At 74.0% G+C, this 24,645-nt stretch carries 18 protein-coding genes; 10 read left to right on the top strand and 8 right to left on the bottom strand.

Going from position 1 to position 24,645, the window contains the following annotated elements:
• Positions 1–662 precede the first annotated feature (662 nt).
• Positions 663–1,460 (top strand): HAD family phosphatase, encoded by a 798-nt coding sequence (locus ACFVXH_RS11665; RefSeq protein WP_049660070.1) that lies wholly within the window; start codon positions 663–665, stop codon positions 1,458–1,460.
• A gap of 380 nt (positions 1,461–1,840) precedes the next feature.
• Here ACFVXH_RS11665 and ACFVXH_RS11660 read toward each other — a convergent pair whose 3' ends face one another.
• Positions 1,841–2,731, bottom strand: coding sequence for an oxidoreductase (locus ACFVXH_RS11660; RefSeq protein WP_074001781.1), 891 nt, complete (start codon positions 2,729–2,731; stop codon positions 1,841–1,843).
• A 216-nt stretch (positions 2,732–2,947) separates the two neighbouring features.
• On the opposite strand from ACFVXH_RS11660, the gene ACFVXH_RS11655 reads away from it, so the two are divergent.
• The 7 genes from ACFVXH_RS11655 (at position 2,948) to ACFVXH_RS11625 (ending at position 13,386) form a co-directional block, all read left to right on the top strand.
• Positions 2,948–3,955 carry an ATP-binding protein gene (locus ACFVXH_RS11655; protein ID WP_387822492.1) on the top strand — a complete coding sequence of 336 codons (1,008 nt, stop codon included), beginning with the start codon at positions 2,948–2,950 and terminating at the stop codon, positions 3,953–3,955.
• A 452-nt stretch (positions 3,956–4,407) separates the two neighbouring features.
• On the top strand, positions 4,408–6,840 hold the full coding sequence (locus ACFVXH_RS11650; protein ID WP_387822489.1) for a SulP family inorganic anion transporter: 2,433 nt from the start codon (positions 4,408–4,410) through the stop codon (positions 6,838–6,840).
• Between the two features lie 264 nt (positions 6,841–7,104).
• Positions 7,105–9,063, top strand: a complete 1,959-nt coding sequence (gene acs, locus ACFVXH_RS11645; protein WP_387822486.1) for an acetate--CoA ligase — start codon at positions 7,105–7,107, stop codon at positions 9,061–9,063.
• Positions 9,064–9,505: 442 nt separating this feature from the next.
• Positions 9,506–10,912, top strand: a complete 1,407-nt coding sequence (gene nhaA / locus ACFVXH_RS11640; RefSeq protein ID WP_082345767.1) for a Na+/H+ antiporter NhaA — start codon at positions 9,506–9,508, stop codon at positions 10,910–10,912.
• A gap of 248 nt (positions 10,913–11,160) precedes the next feature.
• On the top strand, positions 11,161–11,637 hold the full coding sequence (locus tag ACFVXH_RS11635; protein WP_049652144.1) for a phage holin family protein: 477 nt from the start codon (positions 11,161–11,163) through the stop codon (positions 11,635–11,637).
• Between the two features lie 210 nt (positions 11,638–11,847).
• A complete protein-coding gene (locus ACFVXH_RS11630) occupies positions 11,848–12,954 on the top strand; it encodes an alpha/beta fold hydrolase (RefSeq protein WP_387822482.1) in 1,107 nt (368 codons plus the stop codon).
• Between the two features lie 231 nt (positions 12,955–13,185).
• Complete coding sequence (locus ACFVXH_RS11625) at positions 13,186–13,386, top strand: hypothetical protein (protein ID WP_387822480.1); 201 nt, start codon at positions 13,186–13,188, stop codon at positions 13,384–13,386.
• A gap of 96 nt (positions 13,387–13,482) precedes the next feature.
• Here ACFVXH_RS11625 and ACFVXH_RS11620 read toward each other — a convergent pair whose 3' ends face one another.
• The 4 genes from ACFVXH_RS11620 to nth all read right to left on the bottom strand — a co-directional run bounded on the left by ACFVXH_RS11620 (position 13,483) and on the right by nth (position 17,241).
• Positions 13,483–14,184 carry a metal-dependent hydrolase gene (locus ACFVXH_RS11620; protein WP_049652147.1) on the bottom strand — a complete coding sequence of 234 codons (702 nt, stop codon included), beginning with the start codon at positions 14,182–14,184 and terminating at the stop codon, positions 13,483–13,485.
• Positions 14,185–14,343: 159 nt separating this feature from the next.
• A complete protein-coding gene (locus tag ACFVXH_RS11615) occupies positions 14,344–15,531 on the bottom strand; it encodes a MarP family serine protease (RefSeq protein WP_049652148.1) in 1,188 nt (395 codons plus the stop codon).
• A gap of 46 nt (positions 15,532–15,577) precedes the next feature.
• The gene (locus ACFVXH_RS11610) at positions 15,578–16,351 is read right to left on the bottom strand and encodes a CoA pyrophosphatase (protein ID WP_049652149.1); all 774 of its coding nucleotides are present in this window, start codon (positions 16,349–16,351) and stop codon (positions 15,578–15,580) included.
• Positions 16,348–17,241: an endonuclease III gene (gene nth / locus ACFVXH_RS11605; RefSeq protein ID WP_387822475.1), complete on the bottom strand. Its 894-nt coding sequence runs from the start codon at positions 17,239–17,241 to the stop codon at positions 16,348–16,350. Before nth ends, ACFVXH_RS11610 begins: the two co-directional genes overlap by 4 nt.
• A 123-nt stretch (positions 17,242–17,364) precedes the next feature.
• On the opposite strand from nth, the gene ACFVXH_RS11600 reads away from it, so the two are divergent.
• On the top strand, positions 17,365–17,997 hold the full coding sequence (locus ACFVXH_RS11600; RefSeq protein ID WP_380778627.1) for a DNA-binding response regulator: 633 nt from the start codon (positions 17,365–17,367) through the stop codon (positions 17,995–17,997).
• 236 nt (positions 17,998–18,233) lie between these two features.
• Entirely contained in the window at positions 18,234–20,774 is a 2,541-nt protein-coding gene (locus ACFVXH_RS11595; RefSeq protein WP_387822471.1) for an ABC transporter permease, read from the top strand.
• 46 nt (positions 20,775–20,820) lie between these two features.
• Here ACFVXH_RS11595 and ACFVXH_RS11590 read toward each other — a convergent pair whose 3' ends face one another.
• The 3 genes from ACFVXH_RS11590 to ACFVXH_RS11580 form a co-directional block, all read right to left on the bottom strand.
• Positions 20,821–21,954: a sensor histidine kinase gene (locus ACFVXH_RS11590; protein ID WP_387822468.1), complete on the bottom strand. Its 1,134-nt coding sequence runs from the start codon at positions 21,952–21,954 to the stop codon at positions 20,821–20,823.
• Between the two features lie 266 nt (positions 21,955–22,220).
• On the bottom strand, positions 22,221–22,721 hold the full coding sequence (locus ACFVXH_RS11585) for a MarR family winged helix-turn-helix transcriptional regulator (protein WP_049659810.1): 501 nt from the start codon (positions 22,719–22,721) through the stop codon (positions 22,221–22,223).
• A 51-nt stretch (positions 22,722–22,772) separates the two neighbouring features.
• Complete coding sequence (locus tag ACFVXH_RS11580) at positions 22,773–24,413, bottom strand: FUSC family protein (RefSeq protein WP_387822465.1); 1,641 nt, start codon at positions 24,411–24,413, stop codon at positions 22,773–22,775.
• Positions 24,414–24,645 lie beyond the last annotated feature (232 nt).

Here is a 24,645-nt window from a genome sequence, read left to right as displayed (position 1 = left end):
GCCTGTGGATAACTCGTGTGCTGTGGAGGAAAACGTTCACCCGGGCGGGGGGCTATTCGGCGAAGAATTGACGAAAGGGGGTCACCGAGATGAACCGGCGACCCGCCCCGTCCCGTTCAGCCGTTCTCCCGACCTCCGCCCGCCGCCTTCCGGACACCGCTTCCGAACGGCTTCCGAACGGGCTCGCACCACCGATCGGAACCAGCCGTTCGATCCTCGACGGGCATGAGCAAATGGCGACACAGAGTGACGAAAGTCGATCGACGGGCCGGAGCGGCGACACCCCCTGTAAGCCGTCGACACGACGGCGGCGCACCCACGGCGAGGGGCGTTCAAGCCCTGAAAATGGCCCCGGACGTGCGACGACCCCCGCCGGGGGGGAGAGCGGGGGTCGTCTATCCACAGCCCGGCTCGGGGGGGAGGAGCCGGACCGGGTTAGCACGGTCGCGAACGATCCGTGACTTCCATGGTGTACCCGAGCGGCCAGAAACACAAACCCGCACGCCCGCGAGTACGCCGAATGGCGGGGTCTTTTGCGGCTCCCTCTATCCTCGGTTCCCGTGGACACCACCGAGAACGCCGACGACTACGCCGACGAGTCCCAGGGCGACGCCACCGGGCCCGAAGAGCTCCGCCCGCCCGTTCGCCCCCGACCCGGCGGGCTGCGCACCGCGGCCTTCTTCGACCTCGACAAGACCATCATCGCCAAGTCGAGCGCACTGGCCTTCAGCCGCCCCTTCTACCAGGGCGGACTGATCAACCGTCGGGCCGTACTGCGCAGCGCGTACGCCCAGTTCGTCTTCCTGGTCGGCGGCGCGGACCACGACCAGATGGAGAAGATGCGCCAGTACCTCTCCGCGCTCACCCGGGGCTGGAACGTCCAGCAGGTCCGCGAGATCGTCGCCGAGACCCTGCACAACCTGATCGACCCGATCATCTACGACGAGGCGGCCTCGCTGATCGAGCAGCACCACGCGGCCGGCCGGGACGTGGTGATCGTCAGCAGCTCCGGCTCCGAGGTGGTCGAGCCGATCGGTCGGCTGCTCGGCGCGGACCACGTGATCGCCACCCGGCTCCAGGTCGAGGACGGCTGCTACACCGGCGAGATCGAGTACTACGCCTACGCCGAGAACAAGGCCGCGGCCATTCGGGAGTTGGCCGCGACCGAGGGCTACGACCTGGCCGCCTCCTTCGCCTACAGCGACTCCTCCACCGACCTGCCGCTACTGGAGGCGGTCGGCCATCCGTCGGCGGTCAACCCGGACCGCGCGCTGCGGAAGGAGGCGCAGGCCCGGGAGTGGCCGGTGCTGGTCTTCGACAAGCCGGTGGAACTGCGGCGCCGACTGCCCGAGTTCTCGGCCCCGAGCGGCTCGGTGCTGACCGCGGTGGCGGTCGGGACGGCCGTGGTGACCGCCGGGGTGATCTGGTACCTGGCCCGCCGGAGGCGCCCCCTCGCCTGAGGCGGGCGGCCCGGCAGCCCTTGGACAAAACGGTCAATCGGGACAGACTTCTCTTTTCGGGTTCCCCTTTCCCCCGAAACGCGATACAAATGAAGCACGGCCCGCGAGACCCGGTCAGGACCTTAAGAGGTCAAACCGACAACGCAGTTCAGGCCCCACGGACCGCACGTACAGATATCCGGGCACCCACATGCAGCCGACCCGCTGTCGGGCCGCCGGACCAGACGAACGGGCAGGATCCCCGTCTGATCGGCACTTCCGGTGCATGCATGGTCACCCGGTATCTGCACCAGCGGCGGCACCCGGCAGGAGCAGGTGCCGCCGCATCCTCGTCTCCGCGCGCCCCCTCGGGGCCGCGCGCGCCGTCCCGAGCGGGGCGCTCAGACCATCCCGCGCTGCATCGCCTCGCAGACCGCCGTGCTCTCCCGCACCCCGAGCCGCAGCGCCCGACCGCTGTACGCGATCCAGGCCGCCATCCCCTCGGGGGTTCCCGCCAGGTAGCCGGCCAGGGCTCGGCGGTGGGCGGCGGTGCCCAGCTCGGCCAGGCCGACCTCGGCCGGGCAGATCGACTTCGGGTCGAGCCCCTCGGCGATCAGCACGATCCGCTGGGCGGCCCGCGCGATCACGCCGTTGTGGGCGCCGAACGGCCGCAGCGCGAGCAGTTCGCCGTGCACCACCGAGGCCACGACGAGGGCCGGCGTGCCCACGCCCTGGCCCTCCGCACGCGCCACCAGCAGCCGGGAGAGCTGGTCGAGCCGGGCCGCGACCTCCTCCGCGCCCGGAGCGGGCGGCAGCACGGGCGGCGGCCCGTCGACGGCCTCGACCTCGACGCTCTCCACCGGCTCCAGCTCCTGCGGGAACAGCACCTCCGCGCCCTCCCCGGCCCGCCGCGGGCGACCGGCGGCCGGATCGCCGTCGCCGACCGCGAGCAGGTGCAGCCGGGCCAGCACCTGGAGCGGCGAGTGCCGCCAGATGCTGAGCAGCTGGCCGGCCTCGGCGGCGATCCGCAGGGCCGCGCCGACCGTCCGGGCCTCGGGGTCCGCGCCGAAGTCGCTGCGGCGGCGGACCTCCTCCAGCGGCCAGTCGGCCCCGGCCAGGGCCGCCGACGCGCGGGCGCCGCGCAGCGCGGACTCGGAGGTGACCTCGGCCGCGCGGCGGCGCATCACCCGGTGGCCGTAGAGCCGGTCGACGGCCTTGCGCACCTCGGCGACCGCGTCGGGCACCCCGGGGAGCTGGGCCAGCGGGGCGAGGGGATCAGTTCCAGTGCTCACCTACCCGAGAGTAATGAACGGGCCGCCCCTCCCGGAACAGCAACCCCGCATCACCCGTTAGAGGCAATCCTCACTTCCCGCCCCCGGCGACGCCCAAACCCCGGCTAGCATGGCCGCTATCGGAGACGATAACGATTTCCAACTAGGGGCGGCGTCGCGCGGCCCCTGGGCGGACGGCCCGCAGCGAGGGCCCTGAGCGAGAGCCGGAGTCCCCAGATGAAGATCGCCTTCGTCGGCAAGGGCGGCAGCGGGAAGACCACGCTGTCCGCGCTGTTCATCCGCCACCTGGCAGCCCTGGGCCGGCCGGTCGTCGCCGTGGACGCCGACATCAACCAGCACCTGGGCCCCGCGCTGGGCCTGACGGACGATCAGGCCGCCGCCCTGCCCTCACTGGGCGGGCACCTGCCGGAGATCAAGGAGTACCTGCGCGGCAGCAACCCGCTCATCCGCTCCTCCGACGAGATGATCAAAACCACGCCGCCCGGCCGCGGTTCGCGGCTGCTGCGGATCGTCGAGGAGAACCCGGTCTACGCCGCCTGCGCCCGCCCGATCGCGCTGGACGAGGGCTCGGTCCGGCTGCTGGCGACCGGCGCGTTCACCGAGGAGGACCTCGGGGTGGCCTGCTACCACTCCAAGGTCGGCGCGGTGGAACTGCTGCTCAACCACCTGTTGGACGGCCCGGGCGAGTACCTGGTGACCGACATGACCGCGGGCTCGGACTCCTTCGCCTCCGGCCTGTTCACCCGCTTCGACCTGACCTTCCTGGTCGCCGAACCGACCCGCAAGGGCGTCTCCGTCTACCGCCAGTACAAGGACTACGCCCGCGACTTCGGCGTGCGGCTGCGGGTGGTCGGCAACAAGGTGCAGGGGCCGGACGACCTGGCCTTCCTGCGCCGCGAGGTCGGCGACGACCTGCTCACCACCTTCCGGCAGTCGGACTGGGTGCGCCGCCTGGAGCAGGGCGCCGAACCGCCGCTGAAGTCCCTGGAGACGGCCGACCGGGCCGTGCTGGAGGAGCTGCGGATCGAGGCCGACGCGGCGTACGGGCGGCGGGACGCGCGCCGCTACACCGAGCAGGCGGTGCTCTTCCACCGCCGCAACGCGGAGAGTTGGGCCAACTCCAAGGTCGGCATCGACCTCGCGACCCAGGTGGACGAGGACTTCGTCCTGGGCGGGTTCGCGGACGGCGACACGCGCACCTCCCCGGCGGGCGCCCGCGCCTGACCCCCACCACCGCCGCCGAACGGGCCGCGACCTCCCCGTTCCGGGAGGTCGCGGCCCGTTCGCCGCGCCCGGCCCCGGAGCCGACCCCGGCGGACGGGAGCCACGACCGCTGCGACCAGCAGATTCCCGACCGTTAGGCCACCACCCATTGGGGTGAATCAGGGGGTTTTCCGCTTCCCTCCCGGAACCACGCTGTGCAAAGCTTTCATTACCCTCGGTTTACCGAGTCTTGATGGTTCGCCCGGTGGCCCCCGGTGAGACGTCCCGCACCTCGCCCGAAGCCCTGGCGGGCCTGATGGTCAACGCCGGCCGGTGACACCCGCACTCCCCCGCCGCGCCCACGCCATCCCGCCACACCGTCGCGCCCACGACAGCCGATCCGCCCCGGAGCCCCACCCCGGATTCACCGCCGGACCTGACTGCGTTCGCTCCCCCGGACAGACGGGAAGACAATGACCCTCGACATCTCCAGTGCCCCCATCGCCTCCGACACCACCGACCACGCGCCGCCGGGCGCGGGCTCCCGCATCCGGTGGGCCCAGGACCTCTCCGCGTCCCTCGTGGTCTTCCTGATCGCCGTGCCGTTCTCCCTCGGCATCGCGCTCGCCACCGGCGCCCCGCTCACCGCCGGTCTGGCCGCCGCGGCCGTGGGCGGCATCGTGGTCGGGCTGTTCGGCGGCACACCGCTCCAGGTCAGCGGCCCCTCGGCGGCGCTGACGGTGATCACCGCCGGACTGATCGCCCAGTACGGCTGGCGGGCCACCTGCGCCATCACCGTCGCCGCCGGACTGCTCCAACTCCTGCTCGGCGCACGCCGGGTGGCCCGGACCGCGCTCGCCGTCTCGCCCGCGATCGTGCACGGCATGCTGGCGGGGGTCGGGATCACCATCGCCATCGCGCAGTTGCACGTCGTCCTCGGCGGCTCGCCGCAGAGCTCCGCGATCGCCGACATCCTGGCCCTTCCCGGCCAGTTGGCCGGCCCGCACCCACCCGCGCTGCTGGCCGGCGCGGTGACCGTGGCCGTCCTGGTCGGCTGGCCCCGGCTCGGCCGACTGCCCGGCCGAGCGGGCGAGTTCGGCGCCCGGCTGGCCAGGGTCCCCGGCCCGCTGGCCGGGGTCGCACTGGCCACCGCCCTCGTGTTCGCCCTGGACCTGCGGCTCGCCCACATCGAGCTGCCCGCCTGGCGGCCGCAGGCGCTCCTGCCCGCGCTGCCGCACGGCCCGGTCCTCGGGCTGCTCGCCGCCGTCCTCACCGTCACCGCCGTGGCCAGCGTGGAGTCGCTGCTGTCCGCCGTCGCGACCGACCGGATGTCCCGCCGCACCGGCGACCTCGACCGCGAACTTCGCGGGCAGGGCCTCGCCAACCTGGTGAGCGGACTGGTCGGCGGACTGCCGGTCGCCGGAGGCGCGGTGCGCAGCACCGCCAATGTGCGGGCCGGTGGCCAGACCAGGTGGGCCTCGGTGCTGCACGGCGTCTGGGTGCTGGCCGCCGCACTGGCGCTGACCGGCGGACTGCGCCGGATCCCCCTGGCCGCGCTCGCCGCGCTGGTGCTGGTGGTCGGGCTGCAGATGGTGAGCTTCGCGCACATCCGCAAGGTGCACCGGCACCGCGAGTTCCCGGTCTACCTGATCACCGTGCTCGGTGTGGTGGCCGCCGGCGTGCTGTGGGGCGTCGCGATCGGCGCCGGCACCGCCGTCCTGCTCGCCCTCTACCGGCTGACCCGCGCCCATGTGGACGTGGAGACCGGCCCCGGGGGCGCCGTCACCGTCCGGACGCACGGCCCGCTCACCTTCACCACCGTGCCCCGGCTCGGTCGGGCACTGGCCGGCATCCCGGCCGGGGCCGAGGTCACCGTGGTCCACGACGGGTCCTTCCTGGACCACGCCGCGTACGAGACGCTGCACACCTGGCGGGCCGGGCACCAGGAGGCGGGCGGCCTGGTCTCGATGGTGACGCGCCGCCAGGACGACGAGGTGCTCGACCCGGACGGCACCGTGCGTGCGGGCAGTTCACCGGGCCCGCACCGCTGCCGGGCCTGGACGCCCTGGGTCGGCCACCACTGCATCGAGCAGCAGGAGGACCCGCACGGCCGACTGCTGGACGGCGTCCGGGTGTTCCAGCTGCACACCGCCCCGCTGGTCCGGCCGGAACTCGCCCGGCTGGCGCGCGAGGGGCAGACGCCCTCCCAGCTCTTCCTGACCTGCGCGGACTCCCGGATGGTCACCAGCATGATCACCAACAGCGGTCCGGGGGACCTGTTCACCGTGCGGAACGTGGGCAACCTGGTGCCGGCCCCGCACGAACCCGGCGCGGCGGACGACTCGGTGGCCGCCGCGGTGCAGTACGCGGTCGAGGTGCTGGAGGTGCGCTCGATCACGGTCTGCGGCCACTCCGGCTGCGGCGCGATGCAGGCCCTGCTGGACGGCGTGCACGAGCGCCCCGGGCCGCCCACCCCGCTGACCCGCTGGCTGCGCAACGGCCGCGGCTCGCTGGACCGGCTCCGACGGGTCCCGGCGGAGTTCGCCGCCCGGCCCGCGGTGGACGTCGTGGAGCAGCTCTGCATCACCAACGTGGTCCAGCAGCTGGACCAGTTGCTGGCCAACCCGGCGGTGGAGCGCCGGGTCGAGGAGGGCACCCTGCGGCTGGTCGGGATGTACTTCGACCTCGCGACGGCCCAGGCCTACGTCCTCGACCGGGCAGCCGGGACGTTCAGCCCGGTCGAGGCCCGCACCGGGAAGGACGCGAACGGAATCGAACACCACACCGAGGCCCCCATCGGAACCGGCCCCGATGTCCGGCCGAACACAGCATCGGCCGAACGGGTGAGGGAGGATGATCGGGTTCCGGTCGAGGGCGGCGAGGAGGGCCCCCGGCTGGCCGCCTGAGAGCCGGGTCCGTGTCCCCGCCGGGCGGGCCGGGGCACGGGCCCACCCACCCCCGAACGGCCGTCCGGTCCTCTGCGGCGGACCGGACGCGAGGCCGGCCGGTCGCCGGTCGGCCGCCGCCCGGCCGTCGGTCAAAGGTCTACACCAATTCACAGGAGCCTCTTGTCAACTGCCCCGTTCGCCTGGTGAGCTGTGCGCTGGGACACACGGGACAATCCCCACGCACGGGATCGCCCCCGATCATGACTCGATGAGGAGTGCGCGTTGAGCAACGAGAGCCTGGCCAACCTGCTCAAGGAGGAGCGGCGCTTCGCCCCTCCGGCAGAGCTCGCCGCCGCCGCCAACGTCACCGTGGCCGCGTACGCGCAGGCCTCCGAGGACCGTCTGGGCTTCTGGGCCGAGCAGGCCCGTCGCCTCACCTGGGCCGTCGAGCCGACCGAGACCCTCGACTGGTCCAACCCTCCCTTCGCCAAGTGGTTCGCCGACGGCAAGCTCAATGTCGCGTACAACTGCGTCGACCGCCACGTGGAGAACGGCCTGGGCGACCGGGTCGCCATCCACTTCGAGGGCGAGCCCGGCGACGGCCGTTCGATCACGTACGCCCAGCTCAAGGACGAGGTCTCGCAGGCCGCGAACGCGCTGCTGGAGCTCGGCGTCCGCAAGGGCGACCGGGTCGCCGTCTACCTGCCGATGATCGCCGAGGCGGTCGTCGCGATGCTCGCCTGCGCCCGGATCGGCGCCACCCACTCGGTGGTCTTCGGCGGCTTCTCCTCCGACGCCGTCGCCTCCCGCATCCAGGACGCCGAGGCCAAGCTCGTCATCACCGCCGACGGCGGCTACCGGCGCGGCAAGCCCTCCGCCCTCAAGCCGGCCATCGACGAGGCGCTCACCAAGGTCGACGGCGTCGAGCACGTCCTGGTGGTCCGCCGCACCGGGCAGGACATCCCGTGGACCGAGGGCCGCGACGTCTGGTGGCACGAGATCACCGCGCGCCAGTCCACCGAGCACACCCCCGAGGCGCACGACGCCGAGCACCCGCTGTTCATCCTCTACACCTCGGGCACCACCGGTAAGCCCAAGGGCATCCTGCACACCTCGGGCGGCTACCTCACCCAGGCCAGCTACACCCACCACGCGGTCTTCGACCTCAAGCCGGAGACCGACGTCTACTGGTGCACCGCCGACATCGGCTGGGTCACCGGCCACTCGTACATCGTCTACGGGCCGCTCTCCAACGGCGCCACCCAGGTCATCTACGAGGGCACCCCGGACACCCCGCACCAGGGCCGGTTCTGGGAGATCGTCCAGAAGTACGGCGTGACGATCCTCTACACCGCGCCGACCGCGATCCGCACCTTCATGAAGTGGGGCGACGACATCCCCGCGAAGTTCGACCTGTCCTCGCTGCGGGTGCTGGGCAGCGTCGGCGAGCCGATCAACCCCGAGGCCTGGATCTGGTACCGGGAGCACATCGGCGGCGGCACGTGTCCGATCGTGGACACCTGGTGGCAGACCGAGACGGGCGCCATCATGATCAGCCCGCTGCCGGGCGTCACCGAGACCAAGCCGGGCTCGGCCCAGCGCGCCCTGCCGGGCATCGCGGCCACCGTGGTGGACGACAACGCCGCCGAGGTGCCGAACGGCTCCGGCGGCTACCTGGTGCTCACCGAGCCGTGGCCGTCCATGCTGCGCACCATCTGGGGCGACGACCAGCGCTACATCGACACCTACTGGTCGCGCTTCGAGGGCCGCTACTTCGCCGGTGACGGCGCCAAGAAGGACGAGGACGGGGACATCTGGCTGCTCGGCCGGGTGGACGACGTCATGCTCGTCTCGGGCCACAACATCTCGACCACCGAGGTCGAGTCGGCCCTGGTCGGCCACCCGTCCGTGGCCGAGTCCGCCGTGGTCGGCGCGACCGACGCCACCACCGGCCAGGCCATCGTCGCCTTCGTGATCCTGCGCGGCGGTGCCACCGAGAGCCCCGAGCTGGTCGAGGAGCTGCGGGCCCACGTCGGCCGCACGCTCGGCCCGATCGCCAAGCCGAAGCAGATCAAGGTGGTCGGCGAGCTGCCGAAGACCCGCTCCGGCAAGATCATGCGCCGCCTGCTGCGCGACATCGCCGAGGGCCGCGAGGTCGGTGACACCACCACCCTGGCGGACAGCACGGTGATGAGCCAGATCCAGGCCCAGCTGCCGTCCTCGGACAACGGCAACGGCTGAGCCCACCGGGCCGGCGGCCGCTGACCCTCCGGGTCCGCGACGGCTGACCCACTGAGACAACGGCTGTGCCCCGGACGGTGATCACCGTCCGGGGCACAGCCGTTTCGCCATCCGTTTCGTCAGCCGTACGACAACCGTCTCGTCGGCCGTCTCGCCGGTCGTTCCGCCGGTCGTTCCGTCAACCGCCGCTTCCGCACCCGTTCGGGTACAGAGCGGCCGTTCGGGTGCCGGGTCGCTGCTCCTCCGGAGTGCAGAACCGGCCCGTAGGGCTTAAGTCCTTGGATAGGACAATCCGGATGTCACCCAAACGTCCCGCTAGACTATTAAGGACGCATCAAGATCCCTGACGGGAGTCGCGGGCGTCACAGGGCGCGCCGGGAAGTCTGGTCGGCAACTGCACCACCCGTGCATCCGTTGCCGCTCCCAGCCCCAGGAGGTCCCCGTGACCGACCAGCCGCCCGTCCACGAGCCGACGAACCGCCGCCGGCAGTTCCTCGGCCGGCTGTCACTGCCCGAGCGCACCTTCATCACCGACGCCCTGCGCACCGAGACGGTCGGCGGCATGCTGCTGCTGGGCGCCGCCGTCATCGCGCTGATCTGGGCCAACGTCTGGCCGCAGGCCTACCAGAGCGTGCTCGACTACACCGTCGGCCCCTCCGCCCCGCTCCACCTCGACCTCTCCCTGGCCACCTGGGCCAAGGACGGCCTGCTGACGATCTTCTTCTTCGTCGCCGGGATCGAGCTCAAGCGCGAGTTCGTCGCGGGTGAGCTGCGCACGCCCAGTGCCGCGCTGCTGCCCGTGGTCGCCGCCGTCTGCGGGGTGGCGCTGCCCGCGATCCTCTTCGCCCTGGTGAACTCCGGCCCCGGCGGGCACCCCGGCGGCTGGGCGATCCCGACCGCCACCGACATCGCCTTCGCGCTCGGCGTGCTGGCCGTGGTCGGCAGCCACCTGCCGTCCGCGCTGCGCGCCTTCCTGCTCACCCTGGCGGTCGTCGACGACCTGATCGCGATCCTGATCATCGCGATCTTCTACAGCCACGGCATCAAGTTCTGGGCGCTCGGCCTCGCCTTCGCCGGGCTGGTGCTGTTCTGGTTCCTGCACCGGCGCGGTGTCCACGGCTGGTACCTCTTCGTGCCACTGGCCGTCGTGAACTGGGCGCTGATGCACGAGAGCGGCATCCACGCCACGGTGGCGGGCGTCGCGATGGGCCTGATGCTCCGCTGCCACCGGGAGGGCGACGAGCAGCACTCCCCCGGCGAGCACATCGAGCACCTGGTCCGCCCGTTCTCGGCCGGCCTGGCCGTCCCGGTGTTCGCCCTGTTCTCGGCCGGCGTGGCCGTCTCCGGTCCGAAGCTGCGCGAGGTGTTCACCCAGGCCGCACCGCTCGGCATCGTGATCGGTCTGCTGGTCGGCAAGTCGGTGGGCGTGCTGGGCGGCGCCTGGCTGACCGCCCGGTTCACCAGGGCCGAGCTGAACCCGCGGCTCAAGTGGGCCGACATGGTCGCGGTCTCGGTGCTCGCGGGCATAGGTTTCACCGTCTCGCTGCTGATCAGCGAACTGGCCTTCCCGGACGACCCGGCGCTCGCCGCCCGGGCCAAGACGGCCGTGCTGGTCGGCTCGGTGCTCGCCGCGGCGGTCGCCACGGTCCTGCTGAAGCTGCGCAACCGGCACTACCGCGAGCTGTGCGAGGAGGAGGACCGGGACCTGGACGGGGACGGTGTCCCGGACGTCTACCAGGAGGACGACCCGGCCTGGCGGGCACGGGTCGGCGAGGCGGCCCGCCCGACGACCGACGAGGGGCAGGACCCCGCCCCCGACCCCCGGGACCGGCCCGGCCAGCCCGGCTGAGGCACCTGGGACCCTCTGGAGAACCCCTCCGGAAAAGCGCCCCGCAAACCCCTCCGGGAGGCCTCCGGAGCGCCCCGGCCGCCGGGACACGTCCCTCCGGCGGGGCCCCGGAGTGGTGTCCGACTGACCGGTAGGGGCATGATTCTGAGCTGTCGACAACCCACAGACGCCTCCGGACCCCCCACCGGCCCCCGGAACCGCACACCCGCGGCGGCGTCACGCCGTACAGCCGCAGAGGAGAACCGCTGATGCCCGCAGGAGCCGCAGACCCGTCCAGCAACGGCCGGGCGCCCTACGAGGGCGAGCGTTCGGTGGGGCAGCTGTTCGCGGCGGCCACCGCCGACCTGTCCGCGCTGGTCCACGACGAGATCGCGCTCGCCAAGTCCGAGATCCGGGCGGACGTCAAGCGCGGCGTCTCGGGCGGCGTCTCGCTGATCGTCGCCGGCGTGGTGGCGCTGTTCTCCATCCCGATGCTGAGCGCCGCGGCGGCCTTCGGCATCCACGCGCTGGGCCTGTCGCTGGGCTGGTCCTTCCTGATCGTGGCGGGCGCCTACCTGCTGCTCGCGGTGCTGCTCGGGATGCTGGCCTGGCGCTCGTTCAAGAAGATCGAGAAGCCGGTGCGCACCATCGAGGGCGCCCAGAAGACCGCCGACGTGCTGAAGAACGCCCGGCCGCGCCCGGCCACCCAGGAGGAGATCGACCGGGCCTTCGGCCGCATCCCGTAAACCGGCGTCCCACAACCGGCGCCCGGCAACCGGCGCCCCATAACCGGCGTACCGTCACCGACCCGGCGCCGCCGGGGCTGCGGCAGGAGGACGCCAGGGCAGCAGCAGGGCAACGGCAGGGGGCGGACGGCGCCGCGTCGACGGGCGCCGGACCGGCCGACAACGAGTGCCGGGCACGTGTCCGACGCGCGGATGTGACACGCTCTCGGTATGCCGCTTGACCAGACGCCCGTGCCCGCGCAGCCGTCCGCCGACTCCGGCCCCGACTCCGGTCCTGACTCCGGCGCCGGGCTCACTCCCGAAGGCCCCGAAGGCCCCGGCGGCCCCGGCGCCGCCTCCGAGGACACCGCCTCCGAGGACACCGGCCCCGAGGACAACAGTCCGCTCTCCGCCGGGACCTCGGCGGAGAGCGGCGAGGCCTGGAACGTCCGGCAGCCCGGCCCGTGGACGCACCGCGACCTCGCGGCCAACGGCGCCCGCTTCCACATCGCCGAGCTGGGCTCCGGCCCGCTGGTGCTGCTGGTGCACGGCTGGCCCGAGTACTGGTGGGCCTGGCGCCACCAGCTGACCGCGCTCGCCGAGGCCGGCTACCGGGCGGTGGCGCTCGACCTGCGCGGCATAGGCGGCAGCGACCGCACCCCGCGGGGGTACGACCCCGGCAACCTCGCCCTGGACATCACCGGGGTGATCCGCTCGCTCGGCGAGCGCCGGGCGCACCTGGTCGGGCACGCCTCCGGCGGCACCCTGGCCTGGGTGGCGGCGGTGATGCGGCCGTCCGTCATCCAGAGCCTCACCGTGGTCTCCGCCGCGCACCCGCGGGACCTGCGCCGCGCGCTGCTGACCGACCGCCGGCAGTTCGCCGCCTTCGACCACGTGCTGGGCTTCCAGCGGCCGTGGATACCGGAACGCCGCCTGGTGGCCGACGACGCCGAGCTGGTCGGCCGCTACCTGACCTCCTGGACCGGTCCGAACGGCCTGGACGAGGCCGCGCTGCACGCGTACCGGCAGGCGATCCAGATCCCCAGCACCGCCCACTGCTCGATCGAGCCGTACCGCTGGCTGCTGCGCTCGATGGCCCGGCCGGACGGCATCCAGTTCGCCCGGCGGATGAAGAAGCCGATCACCGCGCCGACCCTGCACGTCCAGGGCGCCGCGGACCCGGTGCTGCTGTCGCACACCGCGCTCGGCGGCGGCGAGTACGTCGCGGCGCCGTACCGCTGGCGGCTGCTGCCGGGGGTCGGGCACTTCCCGCACGAGGAGGCGCCGGAGGAGTTCACCGCCGAGCTGCTGGACTGGATCGGCCGCCACAAGGAGTGACCCGGCACGGTCCCGCCCGGTGCGGCCGCACGAACCGGGGGCACGGCCGTACGGAACGGGGGGCACGGTCGCACCGGGCGGGGACGCGGCCGTACGTGCGGTCCACGGGGCGGGCCCTCGGCCCCAACTCCCCTATCTTTACGCTCATATGACAACCGCATAGGCCAATTTCGGCGAGGCCCAGGCGGTTACCTCCACTGGCCCAGGGGCATCCCTTCCGGTATGAGTTGGATGCCCGAAAGCGGCGGCGCCCCGCGCGGCCGACGTCACAACAGCCCCCAGCGCGCCGCCCACCGGCCCGACCGGGCGGACGACCTCGGTTTCGACGGCCCCGACGGCCGTCAGCGCACGGAGCGGCGGCAGCTCGGCATCCCCCGCATCCTCGGCCGGCGCGCCCGCTGGGTGGGCGCACGACTGCGGCGCGAGACCTGAGGCCTCGCGCCGCGTCCACCATCGGCCGGTGCGCCGGAAGCGCCCGGCGGGCCCGACAGGCCCGTTCAGTTCACCGTCGTCACAGACACCGTCGCCTCAGTTCACGATCGTCGGCGACAGCGCGGTGAACCAGAGCAGGACGAAGGTCGCCACCGACATGATCGGCACCAGCACCTTGGTCTCGACGCTGTTCCCGCTGCGCTTGATCAGCACGACCTCGTAGCGCTCCTTGTGCGGCCAGAGCAGCGGCGCGCCCTTCTTGGTCAGGCAGTCGCCGAGCAGGTGCGCCAGCGTGCCCAGGGCCACCGCGTACGGCAGCCAGCCGGGCGAGTTGGGCATCCAGGTGTTCATCCCGAAGGTGCCGAGCGCGGCCAGGCCGATGACGGTGATCCACGCCTCCGGGCCGTCGCCCGGCGGGCAGAGCCGCAGTGCCCGGATCGCGAGCGCCAGCAGGAAGAAGGTCAGCCCGAGGGTGAAGTAGCGCCCCAGGTAGGTGACCCCGGCCCAGGTGCCGGCGCCCATCAACGCGACGAACAGCAGCGAGTGGGTGGCGTGCCGGTGGCCGCCGGAGATCCAGGCCACGAAGCGGCAGAGCATCTTGGAGACCGGACCGAGGAAGTTGGCGATCGAGCCGTCGTGGTGGTCGAGGTCCGGCAGCAGGGCCGCGCCCGCGCACAGCACCGTGCCCATCAGTATGTCCGCGGGCTGCAGGGTGGTGTGCAGCAGCAGCGGGGGCAGGAAGGGGGCCGAGGCCGCGTACAGCATCGCCCCGCTCACCGCGTGCGAGTGACCCATCATCGGACTGCCACGACCTCCTGTCGGGCCCACCCCGGGACGGCGCCCGGTTGAGCCGAACGGGTGAGCGCGGCCGAGGCTACCAGTGCCGTCTGACGGAGCGACGGATATCGGCCGCTCCGGCCCGGCGCGACCACCCCCGGGCTCCGGCCCGCCCCCCGGTCAGAGCGCGCAGCCCTGGGTGTCCACCCGGGCGGTCGCGGCGCCGCCCTGCACGGCGTCCTCGCGCACCTCGGCCGCGGTCAGCACGTAGCCGGTGTCCGCGCTGTCCAGGGACTTGGCGAAGACCACGCCGTACACCTCGCCGTCCGGGGTGAGCAGCGGTCCGCCGCTGTTGCCCTGCCGGACCAGCGAACGCACCGAGTAGACGTCGCGGACCACCTGGCCGCGGTGGTAGATGTCCGGGCCGTTGGCCTGGATCCGGCCGCGGATGCGGGCCGGCTGGACGTTGAAGGCGCCGTTCTCCGGGAAGCCGGCCACGATCGCGCTGTCGTTGGTCCTGGCCTCGCCCGCGAAGGCCAGCGGGGGCGCGTTCAGCTTGGGCACGTCCAGGACGGCGATGTCGCGCTGCCAGTCGTAGCGGACCACCGTCGCGTCGTACAGCTGGCCGACGCCGCCGATCTGCACGGTCGGCTCGTTGACCCCGCCGACCACGTGGGCGTTGGTCATCACCCGGTGCGGGGCGAAGACGAAGCCGCTGCCCTCCAGGGTCTTGCCGCAGGAGGTCGCCGTGCCGACCACCTTGACCAGGCTCTGCCGGGCCCGCGCCACCGCCGGGCTGCCGGCCAGCGCGGGGTCGGGGCTGTCGACCTGGGTGATCGGCTCGTGCTCGAAGGGGTTGAAGACCTGCGGGAAGCCGTTGCGGGCGAGCACCTTGGAGAAGTCCGAGAACCAGTTCGGCGCGTCGTCGGGCAGGGCGTTCTGCACCCCGCCGAGGACCGCCGAGGACCGGACCTGCTTGGAGACCGTCGGGAGCGACGCCCCGGCCAGCGCCGAACCGATCAGCCAGGCCACCAGCAGCATCGAGACGACGTTCACCACCGCGCCGCCGCTCGCGTCCAGCACCCGGGCCGGACGGCGCCCGATGTGCCCGCGCAGCTTCCAGCCGAAGTGCGCGGTGACCGCCTGGCCGATCGCGGCGAGGACGATCACCACCACCACGGCCACCACCGAGGCCGTCGTGCCGGGGCCGATGTGGTCGAGCAGCAGCAGCGGCAGCAGCTCGACGGCGAGCAGGCCGCCGCCGAGGAAGCCGACCAGTGAGAGCACGCCGACCACGAAGCCCTGCCGGTAGCCCGACACGGCGAATGCCACGGCCGCGGCGATCAGCAGCACATCCAGGACGTTCACTCGGACACCCTCCCACGGCCCGCGCGCCGGACGCGCCGGCGGCCCGTCACGAAGCGTCGGCGTCGCCGCCCGGCAGCACCCGGGAGTGTTCGAGGTCGCCCTGGACCAGGGCCAGCGCCTCGTCCGACAGGTCGACGACCTTGGACGGGTCCCAGGGCAGCTCCAGGCCGCTGTGGTGCAGCACCCGGTCGATCACCCCGGCGGTGAAGCCCCAGACCAGCCGCCCGGCGACCGCGAAGGCGGGCCCGACGTGCCCGGACGGATGGCGCAGCCGCACCCGGTTCTCCGGGTCCGCCAGCTCCGCGACGGTGACCCGGAACACCGCGCCGGTCTCCGCCGCGTCCACCGGGCGCACCGGCGACTCCTCGCGCCACCAGCCGAGCACCGGGGTCACCACGAAGCTGCTCACCGGGATGTACAGCCGGGGCAGCTCCGCGAACACCTGCACCCCGGCCGGGTCCAGGCCGGTCTCCTCCCAGGCCTCGCGCAGCGCCGCCGCGATCGGGCCCGGGCCGTTCGGGTCGCCGTCCTCCGGATCCAGCGCACCGCCCGGGAAGGACGGCTGCCCGGCGTGCGAGCGCAGCGAGCGGGCCCGCTCGATCAGCAGCAGGTCCGGCCCCTGCGGGCCCTCGCCGAACAGCATCAGCACGGCCGCCGGACGGCCGCCCTCGGCCGGCGGCAGGAACCGGCTCAGCTGCTCCGGCATCACCCGCTCGGCCGCCTCCCGGACCGGCTCCAGCCAGGCCGGCAGCCCGTCCAGCTCGATGCCCCGCGCGACTCCCCCGGCCTCCGGCCCGGGGTGCCCGCACCGCCCGCTCACGCGTCCACCGCCAGGTCCGCGACCTGTCCGTGGTGGACGGCGGCGTCCGCACGGGCGGCCGCCTCCCCGGGGAAGTCGGCCGGCGGCCGCAGCCGCTGCCCGGGCTGGCCGCCCATCTCGTACTTCAACAGCTTGCGTGCCTTCTCCGGGTCGGTCTCCCCCTCGCCGTACGAGGGGCAGAGCGGCGCGATCGGGCAGGCGCCGCAGGCGGGCTTCTGGGAGTGGCAGATCCGGCGGCCGTGGAAGACCACCCGGTGCGAGAGCATCGTCCACTCCGACTTCGGGAAGATCTCGGCGACGGCCGCCTCGACCTTCACCGGGTCGTCCTCGGTGGTCCAGGCGAACCGGCGGGCCAGCCGCCCGAAGTGGGTGTCCACGGTGATGCCGGGGACCCCGAAGGCGTTGCCGAGGACGACGTTGGCGGTCTTGCGGCCGACGCCGGGCAGGGTCACCAGGTCGGCCAGCCGACCGGGGACCTCGCCGCCGAACTCGTCGCGCAGCGCTATCGACAGGCCGATGAGCGACTTCGCCTTGTTCCGGAAGAATCCGGTCGGGCGGATGACCTCCTCCAGCTCCTCCGGGTTCGCCGCCGCCATGTCCTCCGGCGTCGGGTACTTCGCGAACAGCGCCGGGGTGGTCTGGTTCACCCGGAGGTCGGTGGTCTGCGCCGACAGCACGGTGGCCACCAGCAGTTGGAAGGGGTTCTCGAAGTCCAGCTCCGGGTGCGCGTACGGGTACAGCTCCGCCAGCTCGCGGTTGATCCGCCGGGCCCGCCGCACCATCGCCAGGTGCGATTCCGGCTTCCTCGGCTTCACCGCCGCCGTCTTCACCGCCGCCGTCCTCGCCACCGGCTTCTTCGCCGTGGCCTTCCGGACCTTGCTCTCTGCCATGCACGAAGGCTACGCCGACCGGAGGACCGCTCGGGGCCGATCAAGCACGGAAACCCGCCCTGGCAAGGCCTGTTGTCTAATGAACTCCGCCCGTGGCCGTCACCTGACAGGGGGAGTGTGCGGATGATCAGGGTCCTGCTGGCAGAGGACATGAGCATGGTGCGCGGCGCGCTGATGGCCCTCCTCGCGTACGAGGAGGACCTGGAGGTCGTCGCCGACGTGGAGCGCGGGGACCAGGTGGTGCCGACCGCCCTGGAGGTGCGCCCGGACGTCGCGGTGCTCGACATCGACCTGCCCGGACTGGACGGGCTGCGGGCGGCCGCCGAACTGTACGAGAAGCTCCCCGGCTGCCGGACGCTGGTCCTCACCGGACTGGTGCGACCCGCCCACCTGCGCGCCGCGCTCTCCGCCCGTGCGCTCGGGTTCCTCGGGAAGGACGCCCCGGCCCGGGAGCTGGCCGCGGCGATCCGCAAGGTGGCCGCCGGTGAGCGCGTCGTCGACCCGGAGCTGGCGCTGGCCGCCCTGGACACCCGGGAGAACCCGCTGACGCCCCGGGAGTCGGAGGTCCTGCGGCTCGCGGCGCGGGGGGACTCCGTCAGCGAGATCGCCGCCCGGCTGTTCGTCTCGACGGGCACCGCGCGCAACCACCTGGCCGCCGCGGTGGCCAAGACCGGGGGCCGCGGCCGGGTCGACGCGATCCGGATCGCCGAGGAGATGGGCTGGCTGCCGACGGTGGGTCCGGATCGTTCCCGGTGATCCGCCGACCCGGAGGCGTCGGATCACCGGATCCACGGATCCACGGGTCCACGGGTCCACGGGGCGACGGGGCGACGGGGCGACGGGGCGTGCGTTTCCCATGGATCCGGCCGTGGACGGCCCACGGAGCGGCTCACCGAGGCCTTCCTTCGTCAACGAAGGGAATTCCGTCCGAAGCGCCCGGAGCTAGGCTCGCGATGTCATCGAGGGCGTACCGGCGGGGGGGGCTGAGCCACGTGTTGAAGCTGGCCTGGCGGACGGTACGGGCCCGGAAGGCGGGCTTCGCCGGAGCCTTCACCGCGCTCCTCTGCGCCCTGGTCCTGACCACCGCCTGCGGGGTCCTGCTGGAGTCCGGCCTGCGCGCGGGCACGCCGACCGAACGGTACGCCGCGGCCCCGCTCGTGATCGGCCACGGCCATCGCCTCCCGGACGCCGGACCGCTGACCGGCGCACTCGCCGAACTGCCCGGCGTCTCGGCCGCCCTCCCCGAGCTCTCCTTCCCGGCGGCCGTGGCCACCGCCGACGGGCAGGTCCTGTCCGGACCGCAGGGCGGCCCCTCGCTCGGGCACTCCTGGACGAGCGCCGCCCTCGCCCCGTTCCGGCTGGCCTCCGGCCGCGCCCCGGCCGGACCGGACGAGGTGGTCCTCGACACCGCGACGGCCGCCCGCGCCGGGGTCGCGCCCGGCGGCACCGTACGGCTGGCCACCACCGGGGCGCCGCGCGACTACACCGTGTCCGGACTGGCCGCGCCGCCAAGGGAGTTGTCCCGCCAGAGCGCGCTCTTCTTCAGCCCCGGGCAGGCCGCCCGGCTCGCCGGGACGACGACCGGCGCGGACGCGATCGGCATCACCGTCACGGAGGGGACCGACCTGCGGGCGCTGGCCGGGCAGGCCCGGCGGGCGCTCGCCGAGGCACGGGCCCGCGACGGCGAGGCGGACTGGTCCGGGCCCCGGGTGCACACCGGCGACGAGCGCGGCGAACTGGAGCTCACCGGCACGTCCGGGCCCGGGGACGGCCTCTCCTCGCTCGCCGGGACGATGGGCGTCCTGTCGCTGCTCGTCTCGACCTTCGTGGTGGCCGGGGCGCTCGCACTCTCCGTCCAGCAGCGGCTGCGCGAGATGGCCCTGCTGCGGGCGGTCGGCGCCACCACCGGGCAGGTGCGGCGGATGATCGCGCTGGAGACGCTGCTGCTGACCCTCGCGGCCGCGGTCGTCGGCCTCCCGGCCGGGACCGGCCTCGCCGCACTGCTGCGGGGCGTACTGGTCGACCGCGGGGTGGTCGGCCCGGACGTGCCGCTGCACATCGGGCCGACCGCCCCACTGGCCGTCCTCGGCGGCACCGTCGTCACCGCCCAGCTGGCCGTCCGGGCCGCCGCGCGCCGGGCCTCCCGGGTCGAACCCACCCGGGCGCTGCGCGACGCCTCGGCGCCGCCGCCGCGGATCGGCCGGCTCCGTGCCTGCCTCGGGCTGGCGACGCTCGCCGTCTGCGGCGTGGTGCTGGCCCACTCGACGGGCGGCCGCGACGGGGCCGGTACGGCCGAGGGCATGGTGGTGCCGCTGCTGCTCGGGGTGGCCCTGCTCGGGCCGCTGATCGGCCGGGTCGCCGGTGTGGTGATCGGCGGGCCGGTGGGCCTGCTCTTCCCGGTCGCCGGGTTCCTCGCCTCCGCCTCCCTGCGGGCCCAGCCCCGCCGCTTCGCGGCCGCCGTCACCCCGCTGGTGCTGGCGGTGGCCTTCAACGGCAGCATGCTGCTCGTCCCGGTCGTCAAGGCGCAGGCCGGCGCCGCCGAGGAGGGCCGGCGGCTGCTGGCCGACCACGTGGCCCAGGCGAGGGGCATCGGACTGCCGACGGAATTCACGGAAGCCGTCCGCGGGTTGCCCGGCGTCGCGGCGGCCGGCGGCCTGGTCCCCGGCTTCGTCATGGTGTCCTCGGGCTCCGCGGCGGACGGCGGCGGCGTCGCCGGGGCGGACGCCCGGATCGTGGACCCGCAGGGACTGGAACAGCTGCTCGACCCCGGGGTGACGGCCGGCTCGCTGGACCGGCTGCGCGGCGAGAGCATCGCCCTGGGGCAGCGGACGGCCTCCCGCCTCAAGGTCGGCGTCGGGGCCCCGGTCCGGATCCGCTGGGATGACGGCAGCGACAGCACCGCCACGGTGGCGGCCGTCTACGAGCGCGAGGACCGCTTCGCCGACGCGTTGCTGCCCACCGGATTCGCCGCCGCCCACCTGCCGGACCTGCTCGCGGCGACCGTACTGGTCCGCACGGCCCCCGGCGCCGACCCCGGGCAGGTGACCCGGGAACTCCAGGGGCTCACCCCGGCCTACCCGATGGCCCGGATCAGCGACCGGGCCGACTACGACGCGGCACGCCGGCACCAGCAGGAGGCGGCCACCGCGGTGGCCCGGCTGCTGCTCGGCGTCATCAGCCTGTTCACCGCCATCTCCGTCGTCAACACCATGGTGATGGCCACGTCCGAACGGCTGCGCGAGTTCGCGCTGCTGCGGATGGTGGGGACCACGCGCCGCCAGGTGCTGCGGATGATGGCCTGGGAGGGCGGGATCACGGTCGCCGTGGCACTCCTCCTCGGCGCGGCGGTCACCGCCGCCGTCCTGGTCCCGGTCGGCCTGGCACTCGGCGGCCCGGCCTGGCCCGCGCCGCCCGGGAGTTGGGTGGCCGCGGTGCTGGGCGGGGCGGCGCTGCTGGGGGCGGGCACCGTCCTGCTGACCACCTGGCTGGCGCTGCGGCGGGAGCCGACCGAGGCGATGGGGATGCGCGAATAACCGGGCCGCGTGGACCTGTCCGCCGTACCGGGCAGGCGGACCGCGGTCAGGCGGCGCGGGCGGCCGACCGGGCGGGCGCGGCCTCGACGACGGCCGCGAGGTGGAACCAGCCCGCTCCGTCCCGCTCGGCGGTCAGCCGGCCGTCGACCGACCGCAGCCGCTCGGTGAGGTTCCCGATGCCGCGCCCGTCGCCCGGTTCGCGCGCTACGCCGCCGGGTTCGCCCGGACCATCGCCCAACTCGCCTTGCACGTCGCCGGTTTCGTCCGGAACGCCGTCGTTGGAGACCACCAGGCGCACCGTGCCGAGGTCGTCCCGGCCGGCCCGGATCCCGCAGCGCCGGGCCGCGCTGTGCCGGAGCAGGTTGGTGACCGCCTCGCGCAGCACGGTGGCCAGCACCGCGTCGAGTTCGGGCCGCAGCCCCTCGCAGTCCAGGTCGGCCTCGACCTCGATCCCGGCCGCCCGCAGCGTCGCGACCGCCGAACGCGCCTCCCGCGCCAGGGACATCCGGACGTCGCCGCTGGAGAGCCGGCGGGTGTCCGCCATCGCCTGCCGCACCAGCGCCAGCACCTCGGCGAGCTCCGCGCGGGCCCGCTCCGGGTGCTCCGCGGCCAGCCGCTCGACGAGCTGGCACTTCAGCGCCGCCACCGAGAGGCTGGAGCCGAGCAGGTCGTGCAGGTCGCGCGCGAAGCGCAGCCGCTCCCGGTCCACCGCGAGCTCGGCCAGCTCGGTCCGGGCCGCCCGCAACTCGGTGATCAGGTCGGCGAGTCGGGCCATCCCGTACACCACGATGCCACCCACGACGATGGACACCGACGCGTTGACGCACTGGCCGGCGTTCCCGCCCAGCGCCGCGCAGAGCGGGTACTGGGCGACCACCAGCGCGGCGGCCAGCGCCCAGGAGCGCGGCGCCGCGACGGTCAGCAGCACCGATCCGGCGAACGAACCCGGGATGCCGACCCACGTCCCGTCGAGGAGCAGGAAGGGCAGGTAGGTGAGCACCCCGTGGGCGACCAGGCTCCACGGCCACCAGCGCCGCGCCAGGCGCCACGGGCCGGCGTGCCCGATCTGGAAGCCGAGCAGGACCAACAGGAGGGCGACGGCGGGCAGTTGGTAGGCCAGACCGTCGTGGTTGCGGACCGTGGCCACCGCCGAGGCGGCGCAGAAGCCGATAGCGGTCATGACCACGATGCCCCGGGTGAGCCGCGTGAGGGGGTCGGCCGAGCCGCCCGGGCGCTTCGGCCGGAGACGATCGCCGCCGGTTCGGTCCGCGCTGTGGCCCAAGGGGAGCTCCCGGTAGACGACTCGACACGCCGCACGCGACGTACGGAGCCCGCTTCGTACCCGACGCGCCCCCGTACACCGCACCGCGAGCATACGTTCCCACCGGAGCAGCGCCGTTGACGCCTCGTCGGAGTCCGTCGAGCCGGCAGCCGGGGCCCGTCGGCTCAGCCCGGGGTGCGGCCGATCGTCCCCTCCAGGCTGTTCAGCAGGCCGCTGAGGGCCTCGGCGAGCCGGTCCTGCTCGGCGGGGGTGAGGCCGGCCAGCAGGGCGCGGTCGTGGGCGACCAGCTCCTGGATCAGCCCGTCCACCAGGGTGCGGCCCTGCTCGGTGAGCGCGAGGTGGGCGACCCGGCGGTCCCGGTCGTCGGTGCGGCGGCTGACCAGGCCGCGCTCCTCCAGCAGCCGCAGCCGCTTGGTGACGGCCGCGCCGGAGGCGAAGCTCTCCCGGGCGAGCTGGGTGGGGGTCAGCTCGCGGTCGAGGCGGAGCAGCGCGCCGAGGATGTCGAACTCGGCGCGGGTGAGGCCGGCCCGGGTGAGCGGGTCGGGGGTCTGCTGGAGCAGGGCGGCGCAGCGGTTGATCCGGCCGAGGACGGCGATCGGACCGGTGTCCAGCCCCGGGTAGGCCCGCTCCCACTGGCGCAGCACACCTGCGACGACGTCCTCCACGCGTGCTGCTCCCGTTCTGCGGCCTGCCGGTCGGCTTCGACCCTGTCGATCCTAGGCCGTGTCCGGCTGGTCCTCTCGGCCCCGGCGTTGCAGCAGGGCGGCCAGCAGGTGGTGGGCCCGCTGCTCGGTGGCGGCGGCGCGCTGGTGCGGGAGGGCGGGGCGGCGCCACTCGCCGGCGGCGGTGTCGGTGGCCTCGCGCAGTTCCAGCAGGGCGGCGGCGAGGCCGGTGCGGGCGGCGCGCGCTTCCGGGGCGCTCGCGGCGGAGACGGTGGAGACGGCGGCCAGGGCCCGGTGGCCGGCGGCCTCGGCTCCGGCCAGGGCGTGGGTCAGCCGGGTGGCGGTGCGGCGGTTGGTGACCAGCAGGCAGGCCGCGAGGCCGGTGAGTGCGCCGACGCAGGTGTCCAGCCAGCGGTCGGCGACCAGCGTCCCGGCCGGCTGCGGGCCCGCGAACTCCGTCATCAGCAGCGCCATCGGGGTCACGAAGACCGTCGCCAGCCAGTAGCTGCGGGCGATCGTCGCCTCGGCGCCGAACTGGCAGAGCAGCCCGAGCCCGATCAGCGCCACCGGGCCCGAGTGGGCGACGGGCAGCGCGGCGGTGAACAGCAGCAGGCCGAGCAGGTTGCCCAGCACCCGCTGCAGCGCGCGCTGCCAGGACAGCGTGCTGTTGGCCTGGAACACCGAGGCGGCGGTGACCACCGCCCAGTACGGCCGGCCGACGCCGAGCGCCAGCGAGAGCCACCCGGCGGCGGCGCAGCCGACCGCGACCCGCAGCGCGATCGGCAGCAGCGCCGAACCCGGTCGCAGCGCCCGCCGCAGCGGTGGCCGGGGGCCGGGCCGGCGGGCGGCCGCGGCCTCCGTCTCCGCCGCCTCCGCCTCGGTGAGGTCGGGCGACGGCAGCGGGCGGCCGCGCCGGAGCTCGCGGGCCCGGTCGAGGTACCACCCGGCGTCCTCGGGCCGGGCCGGGCCGGCGAGCGCGGCCTCCGCGCGGACCAGCAGCCGCTCGGGCGCGTCGCCGAGGGCACGCCGCCGGGCCGGGGCGGAGAGCGCGAGGCTCTGCCGGGCCGCCTCGACCGCGCCGACCAGGGCGGTACGGGCGGCGGCGTCCGGCCGGCCGGGAGCGGTCCGCAGCAGCCGGGCCGCGGCCTCCAGGGCGCGGGCGGTGGCGATCCGCTCGGGCCCGTACGGGCGCACCAGGGCCGGGGCCATGCAGACCAGCCAGGCCAGTGCGGCGCCGAGCGCGGTGAGCGCCAGGTGCGGCGGGACCTCGCCGAGCCGCTGCGGGACGAAGGCGCAGCTGGAGGAGGTGAAGGTGATGATCAGACTGCCGGGCGGGCCGACCCGGGCGGCGTCGCAGAGCAGCTTGTGCAGGGCGGCGAGCACCGCCGCGACCGCGACCAGGACGGCGGCGTCGCGGGTCAGCGCGGCGGCGGTGAGGGCGGCACCGGTGCTGAGCACGGTCCCGAGCAACACGCCGACCAGCATCCGGGCCCGCGCCCGGTACGGCAGGCCGTGCCCGTACAGCGCGCCCAGGCCGCCGGCCGAGGTGTAGAGGGCGAGGTCGAGCCGGCCGAGGCCGAGCAGGGTGAGGTTGAGCGCGCCGAGGGTGACCACGGCGCTGAGCGCGGGCTTGTGCCAGCCGTCCCCGGCCGGACCGACCCGAAGTGCCTGGCGGAACTGGGCGGTGGTGACCATGCAAAAAGATTAACAGGTAATTTACCCGTGAAACATATGTCCACGGTGCCGCGCACCGGACACCCGCACGGCGAGGGCGATTCCCTGTTCGAGTCGGACGGACAAGAGTTCGACCGACAACCGCCGGAGGCCTCCCGTTCCCGGGCCCGACCCGTGGTCCGCCGGTACGAATGGCCCCGCACGGCACACCCCGACACACCCCCTCCTCATATGATCGGAGCGACATGCGCCA

Source organism: Kitasatospora sp. NPDC058184 (assembly GCF_042883725.1).
Lineage (GTDB): Bacteria > Actinomycetota > Actinomycetes > Streptomycetales > Streptomycetaceae > Kitasatospora.
This window is presented reverse-complemented; position numbering and strand designations above follow the sequence as displayed.

Bases quoted from the DNA above. Each gene is read 5' to 3' on its own strand.
- ACFVXH_RS11630 (WP_387822482.1), top strand. From the start codon at position 11,848: ATGCCGCTTGACCAGACGCCCGTGCCCGCGCAGCCGTCCGCCGACTCC.
- ACFVXH_RS11650 (WP_387822489.1), top strand. From the start codon at position 4,408: ATGACCCTCGACATCTCCAGTGCCCCCATCGCCTCCGACACCACCGAC.
- ACFVXH_RS11635 (WP_049652144.1), top strand. From the start codon at position 11,161: ATGCCCGCAGGAGCCGCAGACCCGTCCAGCAACGGCCGGGCGCCCTAC.
- ACFVXH_RS11600 (WP_380778627.1), top strand. From the start codon at position 17,365: ATGATCAGGGTCCTGCTGGCAGAGGACATGAGCATGGTGCGCGGCGCG.
- nth (WP_387822475.1), bottom strand. From the start codon at position 17,241: ATGGCAGAGAGCAAGGTCCGGAAGGCCACGGCGAAGAAGCCGGTGGCG.
- ACFVXH_RS11620 (WP_049652147.1), bottom strand. From the start codon at position 14,184: ATGATGGGTCACTCGCACGCGGTGAGCGGGGCGATGCTGTACGCGGCC.
- ACFVXH_RS11590 (WP_387822468.1), bottom strand. From the start codon at position 21,954: ATGACCGCTATCGGCTTCTGCGCCGCCTCGGCGGTGGCCACGGTCCGC.
- ACFVXH_RS11655 (WP_387822492.1), top strand. From the start codon at position 2,948: ATGAAGATCGCCTTCGTCGGCAAGGGCGGCAGCGGGAAGACCACGCTG.
- ACFVXH_RS11625 (WP_387822480.1), top strand. From the start codon at position 13,186: ATGCCCGAAAGCGGCGGCGCCCCGCGCGGCCGACGTCACAACAGCCCC.
- ACFVXH_RS11580 (WP_387822465.1), bottom strand. From the start codon at position 24,413: ATGGTCACCACCGCCCAGTTCCGCCAGGCACTTCGGGTCGGTCCGGCC.